The following is a 13,271-nucleotide window of genomic DNA, read 5'->3' as shown; positions in this document are numbered from 1 at the left end:
AGCGCAAGTCTCTTCGTTGCGCTGCAAGCGTGCCACGGCTCCAGCCAGGCGTTCTTGCAAGAGCAGGCGGTTTGGCAGGCCGGTGAGTGGATCGAGACGCGCCAACTCGTCAGCACGCGCCTCGTTCGCCTTGCGGGCGCTGACATCCTCAAGTGTTGCGACCCATCCTTCACCCGCGACGGAACGGATCTCGACCTGCAGCGTGTGATCCTGGCCCGCCACCTCAAACGAAGCGGCGGTTTGGAGGTCGCGTGCGCCTCGCAGGGCCTCGAAGATTTCTTGCCGCGATTGCGAAGCGCCCGTGCACAGGGCTCGAAGCAATTGCCGTGAGGATAGATTGGCCGTCTGCTCGAACTTCATATTGTTGAGTAGGCGCTCGGCCGGGTTGGTCATGATAACGACCCGGCCTGAGGCGTGGATTATCAACAGGCCATGCCGTATTACATCGAGATATCGGCTCCAGATGAGGTCCGGAGCAGAGTTTGGTTCCAACCAGATCGTAGGTGGCACCATCTTGCGCCGTGAAGCGCCGAAGTGATGCAGATCAGCGCTCATCCCACGAGGGCCTTCGATTGAGGCTGCCGGGCAGCATATGAGAGGACGAATAGGACACTTATAAGGACGAGTGTTTTAATGTGAGGTGCATGGCTATCGGGATTGTTTGATATACCGTTTGTCGCAGCGTACGTTTCGGGCCGTCCGCCGCTGAGCCCATCTGATAGCGCGAAGCGTAGGTGAGCTAAGGCTGCGAGATCGTTCCCTTGTCTCATTAGGGTTTAGATCGCTGATCAGAAACAGCATGCGTTACCACTCCCCTAAAAAGGACAATTGTCCTATCAATCATATGTCGGGTATCCGATCGCTTTCCCGACGAGTCGTCCCAACTTTCAGAAGCCCTACCAAACCGGCTCATTTTTTGTCGGGAAAATATGTCGGAATTTCAAACGCCGGTGAAACGCTCGGTCAGGCGGGCATGTTTGCTTCGAGCCACGGTCTGCCAGAAACCGGACAGGCAGCTTTCGGCCAGATGCAGCATACACGAAGCGCTGGCCTGAGCGTCTCAGATGGGTAGAATTCATTCAGTCTACATTTGGTCAAGGCGCGTGAAAAGCGGACTTCAGTTAATACGGAAGCTGCCAAAACGGGCAGTTCGCTTTCTATTTGAGATCAGCGTTGTGTGCCTGGCAATCGTATTGGTGCCGTTCGTCGCAACACCGTCTTTTGCTCAGTCAATAACTAAGAAGAAATAATTTTCCGAAACAACGATTATTACAATTATTTTAAGGAAAGCTTTAGCGCTTATCGCGACCGGCGATGAAGGACGTTGCTAGGAAATACATCCGCTGGTCTTGCTTAACCAATTACGCTATCTGTCTAAATTTTATCAATTTCATGAATAAGATCAGCAAAGTTCTCGATGGGTTGAGGGCGTCCGATGAAGTACCCCTGAACCTCGTCGCAGCCCGCCTTTGACAAAAATCGCAGCTGCGCCGCCGTCTCGACCCCTTCCGCGACAACACCCATCTTGAGGCTGCGACCGAGACCGAGGACGGCTCGGACAATCGCCTTCGATTGCGGGTTGGCGTCCATGCTGCTTACGAAGGACCGGTCGATCTTGATTTTGTCGAAGGGAAACGCTTGCAATGTAGCCAGCGACGAATAACCCGTACCGAAATCATCCATGCTGATGCGGACGCCCATCGCCTTAAGGCGGCACAGGGTGGCTAGGGCGCGAGATAAATCGTTGATGATCACCGTCTCGGTGACCTCAAGCTCCAGTCGGGCCGGCGATAGGCCAGTCTCGGCCAGGATTGCGAGAATTCGCTCGGGTAGATCGGTCTGAGAAAACTGCCGGGGGGACAGGTTGACCGCAATTTTGAGCGGCCGGACCCAGCCTGCCGCTTCGCGGCAGGCTGCTCGCAAGACTAGTTCGCCCAGCGGCAAGATCAGGCCGGTTTCCTCGGCGAGACCGATGAATGTGGCCGGCGCGATCGGTCCCCGTGTGGGATGGGTCCAGCGGGCGAGGACTTCGAAGCCGACGATTTCGCCCGTGTCGCTCCGAGCCTGAGGCTGATAATGTAGGGCGAGCGTCTCGCTCGAAATTGCATGCCGCAGGTCGCTCTCGAGACTGAGGCGCTCGGCGGCCCGATCGTCGAACCCAAATTCGAAGATCCTGAAGGTGCCGCGCCCGTCCGCCTTCGCCTGGTATAAGGCGAGATCGGCGCGCCGGAAGACCGTCTCGCCATCCGTGCCGTGCTCGGGTGACAAGGCGATACCCACGCTGACGCCGACCTCGACGGATTGTGCGCCGATGAGCGTCGGCACTCGTACCGCGGCGACCAGACGAGCAGCTAGATCGGATACCGCTCCTACGCGGTCGACTTCGGAAACAAGCACGGCGAACTCGTCTCCGCCCAGGCGCGCGACCAAGTCGCCGATCTGAACAACCTGGTTCAGACGGCCGGCCATCTCCCGTAGCAACACGTCGCCTGCCAGATGACCAAGCGTGTCGTTGACCGCTTTGAACCGGTCGAGGTCAAGAAAAAGCACCGCGCACCCGCCCCCACGCCACCGCATGTCGTCGAGCCGCTGGTTCAGGCACTCGTGAAACAGAGTTCGGTTAGGCAGATCCGTCAAAGCATCATGGCGCGCCATGTGCGCGATGCGCCTCTCGTTCTGCTTGCGCTCTGTAATGTCGGTGAAGGTGCGCACCGCGCTACCGTCTGGCAGCGGCACGGTCCTTATTTCCAGGACGGTGCCGTTCGGGCGCTCGCGCTCATAGGTCTGCGGCCGCGACTCCAGGCCGCCGCTCGCAACCCAGCGCTGGAAACCCGGATCAGATTTGCGGAAATCGTCCTGCTCCTGCTGATAGCGCACGACCGTCGAGAAGCTCGGATTCGACTGCATCAGTGCGGCGGGCAGTTCCAGCAGTTCGATGGCACGAGCGTTACAGACCTGCACGATGCCGTCGGCGTCGACCATGAGCAGTCCCTGATCCATCGTGTTCAGGGTGTTCGTTAGCAGCGTGCTGGTCTCCTGAAGACGCTGCTCAGTGCGGCGGATCTCGGTGACGTCCAGCACCGTTCCGAACGTCACGACGGATGTACCTGCCGCATTGCGGTCGCATCGACCTCGCACAAGCAGTACGCGGACCTCGCCGCTCGGCTGAACGATCTTGGCTGGGTATTCAAACCGGGTGCCAGCGGCGACGTGGTCGGCCAGCAGCGCCAGGACCCGCGCGCGATCCTCGGGATGGTAGGCCATCAGTACCGGTTCGCGCGTGATCTTCAAGTCTTCCGCGAAACCGAAGATGCGGCGCGCCTCGTCCGAGAAATAGCCAAGGCCGGAGATTTGGTCGAATTGCCAATGACCCACATGGGCCATCTCTTCGGCCAGGACCAACAAACGATTGGCCTCGACGAGGGACGTCCGCACCTGAGCGGCTTCCCGCGTGGGAGGCGCGACCACATCGCCTGATTGCGAGCTAGAAATCAGCACGATGAGGAATCCATCGACAGCACGTCAGAATGACGATGCCGCGACGACACTTCAATACCATTAACGCCGCGATCGATCTCGACGTATTTCGGCACTAAGTATCGGTGGGACTGCTTGCATTTCTCGCTCTTAGACGAGTCCAATGCCACGGCCGCTGTGACAAAGGGTGAGGTCCAGTCAAGGTCCTCGCCGCGGGCAACCCACGAACTCAGATTGTCGGGGCAGACCGGAACAACCCGGCCCGCAGCGGGACGTCGCTGACGGTATCCTGCTCCGCAAAAAATTATTGATTGGCCAAGCGTGCAAAATCGCCGCGAATAAGGTTAAGGTTTCCTTACCGAGCTAGTGAGGATCCCTGATGTCGACGATCGAAGCCATGCGCCCGCAAGGACTCAAGGCGCGCGCTGTGTCCCTGCTTGAGCGCATCACGTATCGTCGCGCCATCGATACCGAAGACCGCGAAGCGATTTTCCGCCTCCGCTACGAAGCCTACCTACGGGAGGGCGCGATCACCGCCCGGGCGGATAAGCGTTTCACCGATGCCGTCGACGAGCAGAAGAACGCATTCATTTACGGTGTATACGTCGATGGCGCGCTCTCGGGGTCGATCCGTCTCAACATCACCCTGCCATACGCGAGTGCCCTGCCGACGACCGCCGTGTTCCCCGACATCATCGAGCCGATGATCGATGCCGGCTGCATCATCGTCGACCCCACCCGGTTCGTCGCGAATCTCAACCTTTCGCGCCGCCTGCCGGAATTGCCCTACTTGACACTGCGACTCGCGTGGCTGGCAATGGAGCATTTTGAGGGCGAGTACATCCTGCTCGCCATCCGCCCCGAGCATCGTGCCTTCTATCGCCGTTATTGGAGTGCGACAGAACTGTGTGAGGCTCGACCTTATCCGAAGCTCACGAAGCCGGTAGGCCTGTCAGTCGTGAACTATCTGGACGTGAAGAAGACCGTCGAGGCCCGGTATCCCTTCCTGGCGTCTACCGATGCAGAGCGCGCAAGCCTGTTTGCGTCAAATTACACTCCGGTGGAGACTGATGACACCCTCACCAATATTTGGCAGATCGAGCCGGCTCGAGTGGAGCGCAACTTCAGCGTTTAAGGGAAGCGATTGTCCAGACGGCTCAACACGCCGGTGAATAACCGACGATGGCTCATGCTGACCGTCCTCTTCATCGCGCGGTCGGCCATCGCCTATCAGTTCGAGTCGATCGCGGCCGGATCCTTCTCCCTGACGGAAGGCACGGAACTGGGCTTTGCGCAGCTCGGCCTTCTGATCGGCTGCCACATGCTGCCCGGTATCGTGCTCGCTCTGCCGGGCGGTCTGCTGGCCCAGCGGTTCGGGAGCAAGCCCATCGTCCTCATCGGCTTGGGTCTGATGGTGGTTGGCGCCTTGACGATGGTCACCATAGAGGTGCCAATGCTGTTCGCCGGCCGCATCATCAGCGGTGCAGGCGGGGTTCTGCTGAACGTCGTACTTACGCGGATGGTTACGGACTGGTTCGCCGGTCGTGACGCCGTGCTCGCCTTCAGCATCTTCGTAGCAAGCTGGCCCCTCGGCATTGCGCTCGGGCTCGTGACATTGCCGGCGACCGGCATCGTCTATGGTTGGAGCGGCATCGCAATCGTGAGCGCGCTGCCAAGCCTCCTCGCTTTGGTCCTCGTACATTTGTTTTACCGCGACCCACTTCAGCACGTTGATATGCGCTCTGCCGCAACTGCAGGGCTAAGAGTGCGCGATTACGCGCTTGCTACGGGCGCCGGCGCCGTCTGGGGCCTCTACAACGTGTCCCTTGTCATCTTCGTGTCGGCGGCCCCCGACCTCTTTCTGGCGAACGGTTACACCCTGGCCAACGCCAGCTTCATCGCGAGTGTCCTTGGCTGGGTGCTCGTCGTCGTGCTGCCCGCGGGTGGCTGGATCGCGCAGCGCGTGGCGCGTCCTGTAGCCTTCACGGTCGCGAGCCTCATGCTCGTTGCCAGCGCGGCCGTCGCGATGGCGCTTGGTCCCCAGACGATCGTCGCCTTCGTGGTCCTGGCCGTGATCTTCGGGCTGCCGGCGGGGCTGCTACTGGCGCTTCCGGGTGAGTTGCTCTCCGCGGACAGTCGCGCCGGCGGCATGGGGATGTTCTATCTAAGTTTCTACGTATCGATGACGGGCCTGCCGGCGGTCGCCGGTCTGATCCGCAATGTGACGCACACCGTTGCGGGTCCGGTTCTATTCGGGGCGTGCATGGCCATGCTTGCGGCCCTTGGCATGCTCCTGCTAGCACCGCATCGTCAGACGGTCGCAGTCTAATGGAAGCATGGGCGGGGGAGTCATCTTGCTCAATCGCTAGGCGGAGGTGTCCACCAGCGGCCGAGACAGCCTTGATCAATATTTCAGTGGCGGAGACGCGAAATCCTTTCCGAACCAGTGCGCTTACTTGCGCGGCGGTCGCAGCTAGATCGCCGCTGCGATTGTTGGCGCACGAGCGACCGCTTTAGAGCACTACAAAGCCTGCTCTGGATGACAGAGTTGGGTCGCTAGAAGCTCGTCCGCTTTTCGGGCGGCTCGTCTCCGAAGCAGACAGACTGCTTTCGGCCAGACTACGCCATGCCGGATCGCCGACCCGCGCCAAAGCGGTCGTTCGGCTCTGCGCCCAAATCTGCCATTCAGCCAGCGCTGTCTCCATCTCCGAAGCGGACATCAAGTTAGCTTAGCACCGGGCGAACGGCGGCGGATAATCAGCAAGCTGCGATGGTCTATGCCCAACGCTCTATCCCGTAGCGGGCCCAGAAAATGGCAACGGCCTCATCAATCACGACTGCGTCGCTTGGGGCATCAGCGGAAGGTTGTGTTCGACGATGCAAGCGCGGCGAATAACCGGATCGCCGCAATCAACCGCCGCCTCGCCGGGCGCGGTGTCGGTTTGCCGTACAACTATGGATTGGATGCCGACGCCCTCGCGACGCTTCTCGCTGCCTGGTGCGCGAGGGCGAGTAAAGATGAGACGAAGCGAGCCTAAGGAGATCCTGGGCGGCTCAGATCGTGCCGCTCTTCCCGCGCATGCAGGATGGCTTCAGGCCTGATGAAGGACGGCCTATCGGACCGAGGGTGGCCGATAGGCTTCGGGTGGAAGGTCACGGAAGAAGGTCTCGCCGGGCGCCTGGCCCGGGACCGGCTTGGGTGCGGTCCCGGGACCGCCGCCATCCGTGATGTAGCGCTGGTTAATGCCCTCCGGCAGCAGGGGAGCGGGCGCCTGCGGGTTCGGCGGCACGATGTAGCGCTTCTGATCGGGCGCCGCGATCGGCGGCGCGACGGGCGCCGCGATCGGCGGAGAGACGGGCGCCGCGACCGGCTGCTGCGGCGGTGGCAGCTTCCGCGGCGGCGGGATCTCGGCCTTTTCCGCCTCGCCGGCGGCTGGCTTGCCAGGGCGACGGGCGACCGCCTTCGGTGCGGTTCTCTGGGATCGGACGCGCGCGGCCGGCGGCAGGAGGCGCGTTCCCGGCAGGGCGATCCGCAGGCCCTCCACCGCACGGACGAGGTCGCCGAGGCTGGCCTCAGCGGTGCGGCACATCCGGATCCTCAGGGAGATCGCCCGGCGTCGCGCGACCGGCTCGGCCTGAAACAGTGCCGGCTGGCCGCCGGAGGGGCTGTCGCCGCGGTCGCCATCGATCCATTGCCACGCGTAGAGGCAATCGACGCCGAGGGCGATCCCGATCGGACCGTATGCGTTCCGCAGCGGCGGCCGCACGGTCATCGCCTGTCCCGGAAACCGGACGGCGATCTCCCCCGCGATCCCGAACTCGCTGGGCTTGGCTAGCCGCGGCGGGAAGGCGAGGAGCAGATCGGCGGTCTCCCTGCGCAGGGCAAGCTCGGCATGGTTGCGGCCGTCGCCGCCAGCATAGCGCAGGCGCTGGTCAAAACCGTCGCGTTCGCGTGTCTCGATCACCGCCGTGACGGTCCCGGCACCTGGCATCACCAGAACGGGAGCCGGCTGTGCGATGGCCGCGCCGCTCGCAAGGAGCCACGGGATGACGCCGATGCGTGCGCCGATCCGGGCGGCAAGAACTCCGATGCGCCTCACGGGCCGGTCCGTTCGGTCGTGGCGGACGTGTCGAAGGCCGAACGTGCGGGCAACTGAAACCGCTTCGCCTCGGAATTCTCGGGCCGCCCCCGCTCGGCCTGCTGGTCTTGCCACAACGTTCCCGGGGCAGGAGGCGAGAGGAGTTCGGGCTTGTCCCCCCCGCGATAATCCGGCAGCAGGGCGTAGCCGAAGCGCTCATAGGGCATCGGCCCCGCGCCGGGCACGCGCCGCGCCACGAGGGGCGGCGCCGAGGCCGTGGGCTCTCTCGCGTAGGTGCCGGCGGGAACGGGCTCGGCCAGGATCCGCGCCAGCCCGGGCGGCGGGTAGCGCAGGCCGTTCTCCATCGACACCGCCAGGGGAAACTCATTGCGCTGAACCGCGATGGGCTTCGCATCGGCCGCGGCGTTCGGGAGATCCGGCCGCGGCACCCGGTTGAGGGGGGCGACCTCGGCCCTGCCCGGAGCGGCCGCGTGACGCCCGGGAGCGGCCGCGGCGACGGGCGGTGCGGGGTCGCAGGGCAGCGGCGACCCTGCGGTCGCGTCCTGGAACAGCAGATCGACCGCCTTGGGGAAGAGGCCGTCGTAGCGGTTCACCGTCTCGAGAAAGGGACGCTGCCGCTTCAGCCGCTGGAGCGTCAGGGCGTAGCCGAACACGGTGCCCTCGCTCGGCATCCAGGCGACGGCCCGCTGAAACCATTCCAGGGCCGTGTCGAACTGGCAGGAATTGTAGGCGTACCACGCGAGTCCCTGGGCGCCCTCGCCGGAGGTGGTCGCGGTAACGACCTGGGCGTAGCGGGCGATGCGCGCGGGCTCGATCGCGGGCGGGCGCGGCAGCGTCAGCTTCTGCTCCAGGATGTCGATGTAGAGCAGCTCGTTGCCCACGAACCGGTCGCGCCATGCATAGGCGACTTCCTCGGCCTCGCGCTGCATGTCGAGCTGGCGCAGGGTGAGGGCGAGCCCATGGGCGACCATGGCGTCGCCGCCCCGGGCGATCGCCTGCTTGAACCATTCGAGCGCCTCCCGGTACTGCCGGCGCTTGTAGGCGTACCAGCCGAGCAGGCTGGTCTGGCTGGGATCGCCGCTCTTGCGGGCGACGGTCTGGAAGGCCGCGAGGTCGGCCGGGGTGGGGGATTCCGCACTCTCCTCGTGCAGGAAGGCGGCGATCCGCGCGCGGGTGATGTCGAGGCGGATCGCGTCGAACTCGGAGGTCCCGTTCGGGCCGCGGTGTCCCATCTCGATCAGGCGTTCCGCCTGCGCCATGCGCAGGTGCGCCATCGTCTTCTGGATGGTGGCGAGGCGCACGCCGGAATCGGCGTTGCCGTCGAGGATCGACTTGTACAGTTCGAACGCCTCGTCACCCGAACCGGAATCGCCGAGGGCATCGGCGACCATCCAGATGCTCTGGACGTCGAGGGGATCGAGGGCTCCGGGATCCGCCCGGTAGAGATCGATGATCGCGCTGGATTCCTTGCCGGTCAGCGCGGTGATCCGCGACCGGAACTCGGCCCGGCGGAGCTTGCGCGCCAGTTCCTCGGAGGGCTGCCAAGCGGGATCGATCGAGCGGCGGGCGGCGATCGCCGCGCGCAGATCGTCGAAGCGCCCCGCGGTGAACAGGTCCCAAAGGGCCGCCTCCTCGGGCGGGCTCGGCTGCAGGGCGTTGAGATCCGGGGGCTCGTTCCAGCCCGGATAGAGCCGCTTGAGCCGGGCGATCTCGGCCTTCATCCGGGCGGTCTGCTTCTGGGCGGCGTAGTAGCGCAGGGCGCTCTCGTCGACCATGTCGGTGGTGCGGGACGTGGCCGGGTCGGCCAGGATCGCGGGCGCGCGCGGGCCGTCGCCGTAGATGATGCGGGGCTCGGGCCGGGCCGAAGGGACGGCGTTCTGCGCCGCGGCGGGCACGGCAACGAGCGCCAGCAGAAAGCAGGGACCGGCCCGCCGCATGCGGGCCCGGGAACGACCGGTCAGGACTTCAGGCATGACGGGTAGCGCATGCGGGCCGCGGTCAGGGCGAGTAGGCTCAGGGTCGCCGGATAGTAGTTCTGATTGCCGATATCGCCCCGCGCATCCTCGGGAAAGGGCGTGCCGTCGAGGGCGCAGGCCACCAGCGCCGGGATCCCCAAATAGCCGGCCTCGGTGAGCCATTCGACCTTGCGCCCGTCGCCGGTATCGACGATCGGCAGCCGCTCGCGGTCGGCGCCCGACCACAGCGCCTGGAACGGCGCGAGGTCGTCGGGTCGCACCAGCCCAGCCCAGGCGAGGTAGAGCGGGATGCGGATGGCGTTGTAGGAGAACAGCGGCGGAAAGCCCGTGGCCGGATGCGGGGCGTCCTTGGCGGAGATCCACTCGGTGGGCAGGTTGCTGGGGCCGAAGCGGGACTGGCGCAGCAGCGCGAGGCCGCTGCGCGTCAGGGCCGCCCAATCGTATTCCGGCGCTACCAGGGCGAGGCGCGGGAAGGCGGGAAAGATCCAGTAGGACAGGTTGACGAGCGGCCCGTCCGGCCGCTCCCGGGCGGAGAAGCCGGAGACCGCAGGCAGCAGCAGCGCCCCGTGCGGATCCTTGAACAGGATGGTCTTGCGCCCGAACTCGATGGCGATCCGCCGAGCGGCGGTGCGGTAGCTCGGCTCGTTCCAGGCCTCGGCCGCCTCGGTCAGGGCCCAGGCGACGAGGATGTCGCCGTCGGTGGCGTTGTTCATGTCGGCCACCGCCGGCCTCTTGTCCGGAGACCAGCGCCACGCCAGCAGCTCGTCGCCGCGGACCATCAGGTTGGCGCGGGTCCAGCCCCAGATCCGCTCGAACGTCACCCGGTCGCCCGCCGCCACGGCGAGCAGCATGCCGTAGCCCTGGCCTTCGCTGTGGCTGATCTGGCCGTTGGCGGTGTCGACCACACGGCCCTGATCGGTGATGAACCGGGTGCGGTAGGCACGCCAGGCGGCATCGTTGCCGAGCTTGCCGGCGAGTCCCGAATTCGCCGGGCGGGAAGCCTGAGCGGGCTGCGCGCCCGGTTGCGCGGTGCTCGGCGGGACCACCGGCTGCTCCTGGGCCGAGGCGGGCAGGATTGCCGCGACGAGGATCGCCGCGGCGAGCGGGGAGCGGTCGCGGCGGCTCATGAATTCTTCCTACCGACGTTGCGCACGAGACTCGTGGTGGCGAGGCCGAGGCAGAGGGCCATGGCGAGGGTCATGCCGACGTAATATTCCGGGTTGATCGACAGCCAGGCCGCGGAGACGAGGCGCAGGTTCGCCAGGGAGCGCGGCTGCGTCTCGACGATCTCGATCCGCTCGGGCCGGGACGTCACGAGCGCGCCGGTCGAGGCATCGAGAAAGGCGGCGCTGCCGCCCAGCCGGGCCCAGACCACGGGATCGACGAGGCAGGAAACGGATGCCTTCAGCAGCGACGCGTTCGGCGCCGTGACGATCACGGTGTTGCTCGACTGGACCGGCGGCCCCTCGGCGATCAGCAGCGAGGCCGTGGCCGGGACCTCGACCGCATCGTCCGTTCGCATCTGCGCCGTCACCGTCTGGCGCAGGGATCGCACCGTGCCGGTGATCTCATTCCAGACGGCGTCCAGGGCCGACCAGATCTGGCGCGAGCCGCGCGTCGAGGCTTCCCAGCGATCGATGAGGTCGCGGTCGGAGGAGAGCGCGGAGGTCTGGGACGGGCCGGCGGCCGCCTCGGCCTGGGGCGGGGACTGGGCCGGCTGTGTCTGGGTCGGCGGGGTCTGGGCGGGCTGGGCCTGCCGGACCTGCGAGATCAGGGTGGGAAGGGCGCAGCGCATCGGCAGGTTGCGGCGCAGGCGGTCGAGGGTGAGCACGCCCTCGGGCCCGAACTGGCCGGGCGTGGCCACCATGTCGGCGCGGCCCTCCCAGACCCGCTGAATCTGCTGCGGATCGAATCCGACCGCCTCGAGCAGCGCCGGGTCGAGGGCGCGGGCGGGGGCGACCACGAGCTGGCTCGCATCGAACGCCACCTGCTGCTGGGTGACCACCTCAAAGTCGATGACCCGCTCCGAGGCCATCGCTAGCCGGGCGGCCAGGGTCGCGGCGGCATCGGCGCTGTCGCGGTCCGGTGTCGGCAGCACGAGACGCGGGCGCTGTCCCGGCACGACGAAGGGCACCGCCCCCCCCTTGATCGCCGCGAGGTCGGGGCTGCGCGCCGCCCGGGCGAAATGCGGGATCTCGATCCGGGAGCGATCGAGGAACAGGTAACGCGCCTGCTTGGCCGCCGGGCTGAGGGTGTCGCAGGTCTGGTCGGCGGCGTTGGGGAGCTGCGCCGAGATCTCGACGTGGTTCACCCCCGGGCGCCACAGGCTGAAGGGCAGGGGGATGGCGCTGTCGTCGAACACCTCGCCGCGTGCGTCCGGGAGCGGAATGCTGGCGGCGTTGCGTCCGTTGATGTCGATGACGATGCGGGCCTCCGAGGAGAGCCCGGCCACGTAAGCGCCGGCGAGGTGCAGCATGGCCTTGCCGTAATCGGCCGGGACGAAATCGCCGGGGAAGCGCAGGTCGAAGCCGACATGCAGCAGGCGTCCCGAGAACTCACGCGACGCCGCGCCGAGACGGTCGAGGGTCAGGTTCTCGCCGCCATAGACCATGTAGCCGCGGAAGAGCTGCACGGCTTTGAGCCCGCCGGGCGTCCCGGTCTCGGCGGAAACGGCGAGGTTGGCGATCGCCTGCCGGACGTCCTCCTCGCGGGACCCGGTGACCACGAGGGTCGGCGGTACGTTCGGCCGCGTCGGCAGCATGGCGAGACGGGGCCCGGTGATCGGACCGAGGTCCGAGACCCCTTCGATCCCGCCGATCTCGGAGGCGGTGCCGACGACGAGATTGATGCCGTTGCGGCCCTGAAGGGGCGGCCCGAAGGTCACGGTCGGACGGGCGACGCGCCCCACGAGCGCGAGAGCCTGCACCGCCTCGATCATCCGCTCCAGCCGCGCCAGGTTCGGGCGCTCGTTCAGGATCACCTGGATCGGCAGCGCACCGCTCTCGTCGGGCTCCGCGGCGGCGAGGGAGCGGACATCCATGTCCGTGGCGGTTCCGACCACGAGGCCCGACCGCGACGGGTCGATCTGAGTCCACAGTTCGTAGGTCGCGGCCGTCGAGCAGTCGACGCGGTGGCGCTGGCTGGCCGTGAAGGTCACGGCATTGTAGCCGGGCTTGAGCACGCCCTCGCCGATGGCGAATTCTACGACCTTCACCGCGCCGGGAGCCTGGATGCGGGTCCAGCCGACCTTGGTGCCGTTGACGAAGGCGGCGAGTTCGGAACTCTCCGGCGCCACCGAGATCGCGGACAGGTAGGAGAGACGCAGCCGCGCCGGCCCCCGCGTCTGCGCGTCGGTGAGATAGACCGGATAGCGCAGGGAATCCTCCTCCCCGGTCAGGCGGAAACCCCGCGGGCCGGACGGAAGCCGCCGCGCCGGCGCGATGGTCGATTGGATCACCCCGCGCGGCACCGCCTGCGGGGCCGAGGCCCGCGGTGGCTCCACGGCGCGCGGCACCGCCGGTCTCTGCTCCGCCGCCGGGGCATCCGGGCTCCGCGCCGGAGCCGTCCCGTCCTCGGTCGGAGCCCGCAGGGCGTTGCCGCTCGGCGGCACCGTCAGCCGCTCGGCCGGACCGCGGCCGAGGAAGCTCTGGGCCAGAGCGGGATGGCCCGCGAGGGCTAGCAGCAGCCCCAGCGCGGAAAGGCCCAGCCGGACACCCAT

At 66.1% G+C, this 13,271-nt stretch carries 8 protein-coding genes; 2 read left to right on the top strand and 6 right to left on the bottom strand.

The window, feature by feature from the left end; genetic code table 11:
* Window positions 1–555: PAS-domain containing protein (locus tag MKK65_RS22965; RefSeq protein WP_243960347.1), on the bottom strand; the 555-nt coding region annotated here is incomplete at its 3' end.
* An 819-nt stretch (window positions 556–1,374) separates the two neighbouring features.
* Entirely contained in the window at window positions 1,375–3,498 is a 2,124-nt protein-coding gene (locus tag MKK65_RS22960; protein ID WP_243960346.1) for a putative bifunctional diguanylate cyclase/phosphodiesterase, read from the bottom strand.
* 358 nt (window positions 3,499–3,856) lie between these two features.
* On the opposite strand from MKK65_RS22960, the gene MKK65_RS22955 reads away from it, so the two are divergent.
* Window positions 3,857–4,612, top strand: a complete 756-nt coding sequence (locus tag MKK65_RS22955; RefSeq protein WP_147909156.1) for an N-acyl amino acid synthase FeeM domain-containing protein — start codon at window positions 3,857–3,859, stop codon at window positions 4,610–4,612.
* A gap of 54 nt (window positions 4,613–4,666) precedes the next feature.
* The gene (locus MKK65_RS22950; protein ID WP_147909155.1) at window positions 4,667–5,806 is read left to right on the top strand and encodes an MFS transporter; all 1,140 of its coding nucleotides are present in this window, start codon (window positions 4,667–4,669) and stop codon (window positions 5,804–5,806) included.
* Between the two features lie 784 nt (window positions 5,807–6,590).
* Here MKK65_RS22950 and bcsN read toward each other — a convergent pair.
* From bcsN to MKK65_RS22930, 4 genes are read right to left on the bottom strand one after another with little or no spacing between them, the layout of a single operon-like run.
* A complete protein-coding gene (gene bcsN, locus MKK65_RS22945; protein ID WP_243960345.1) occupies window positions 6,591–7,577 on the bottom strand; it encodes a cellulose biosynthesis protein BcsN in 987 nt (328 codons plus the stop codon).
* Entirely contained in the window at window positions 7,574–9,550 is a 1,977-nt protein-coding gene (locus MKK65_RS22940; RefSeq protein ID WP_243960344.1) for a hypothetical protein, read from the bottom strand. Before MKK65_RS22940 ends, bcsN begins: the two co-directional genes overlap by 4 nt.
* Window positions 9,535–10,680: a glycosyl hydrolase family 8 gene (locus MKK65_RS22935; RefSeq protein ID WP_147909451.1), complete on the bottom strand. Its 1,146-nt coding sequence runs from the start codon at window positions 10,678–10,680 to the stop codon at window positions 9,535–9,537. Before MKK65_RS22935 ends, MKK65_RS22940 begins: the two co-directional genes overlap by 16 nt.
* Window positions 10,677–13,271, bottom strand: coding sequence for a cellulose biosynthesis cyclic di-GMP-binding regulatory protein BcsB (locus MKK65_RS22930; protein WP_243960348.1), 2,595 nt, complete (start codon window positions 13,269–13,271; stop codon window positions 10,677–10,679). The genes MKK65_RS22935 and MKK65_RS22930 overlap by 4 nt, the downstream gene beginning before the upstream one ends.

The sequence above is a fragment of the Methylobacterium sp. J-001 genome (genome assembly GCF_022829565.1).
Taxonomy (GTDB): domain Bacteria; phylum Pseudomonadota; class Alphaproteobacteria; order Rhizobiales; family Beijerinckiaceae; genus Methylobacterium.
Note: the sequence above shows the minus strand (reverse complement) of the source record. Positions and strands in the feature narration are given on the sequence as shown.

Coding starts and splice junctions, on each gene's coding strand:
- MKK65_RS22955 (WP_147909156.1), top strand. CDS start 3,857: ATGTCGACGATCGAAGCCATGCGCCCGCAAGGACTCAAGGCGCGCGCT.
- MKK65_RS22950 (WP_147909155.1), top strand. CDS start 4,667: ATGCTGACCGTCCTCTTCATCGCGCGGTCGGCCATCGCCTATCAGTTC.
- MKK65_RS22940 (WP_243960344.1), bottom strand. CDS start 9,550: ATGCCTGAAGTCCTGACCGGTCGTTCCCGGGCCCGCATGCGGCGGGCC.
- MKK65_RS22935 (WP_147909451.1), bottom strand. CDS start 10,680: ATGAGCCGCCGCGACCGCTCCCCGCTCGCCGCGGCGATCCTCGTCGCG.
- MKK65_RS22930 (WP_243960348.1), bottom strand. CDS start 13,271: ATGGGTGTCCGGCTGGGCCTTTCCGCGCTGGGGCTGCTGCTAGCCCTC.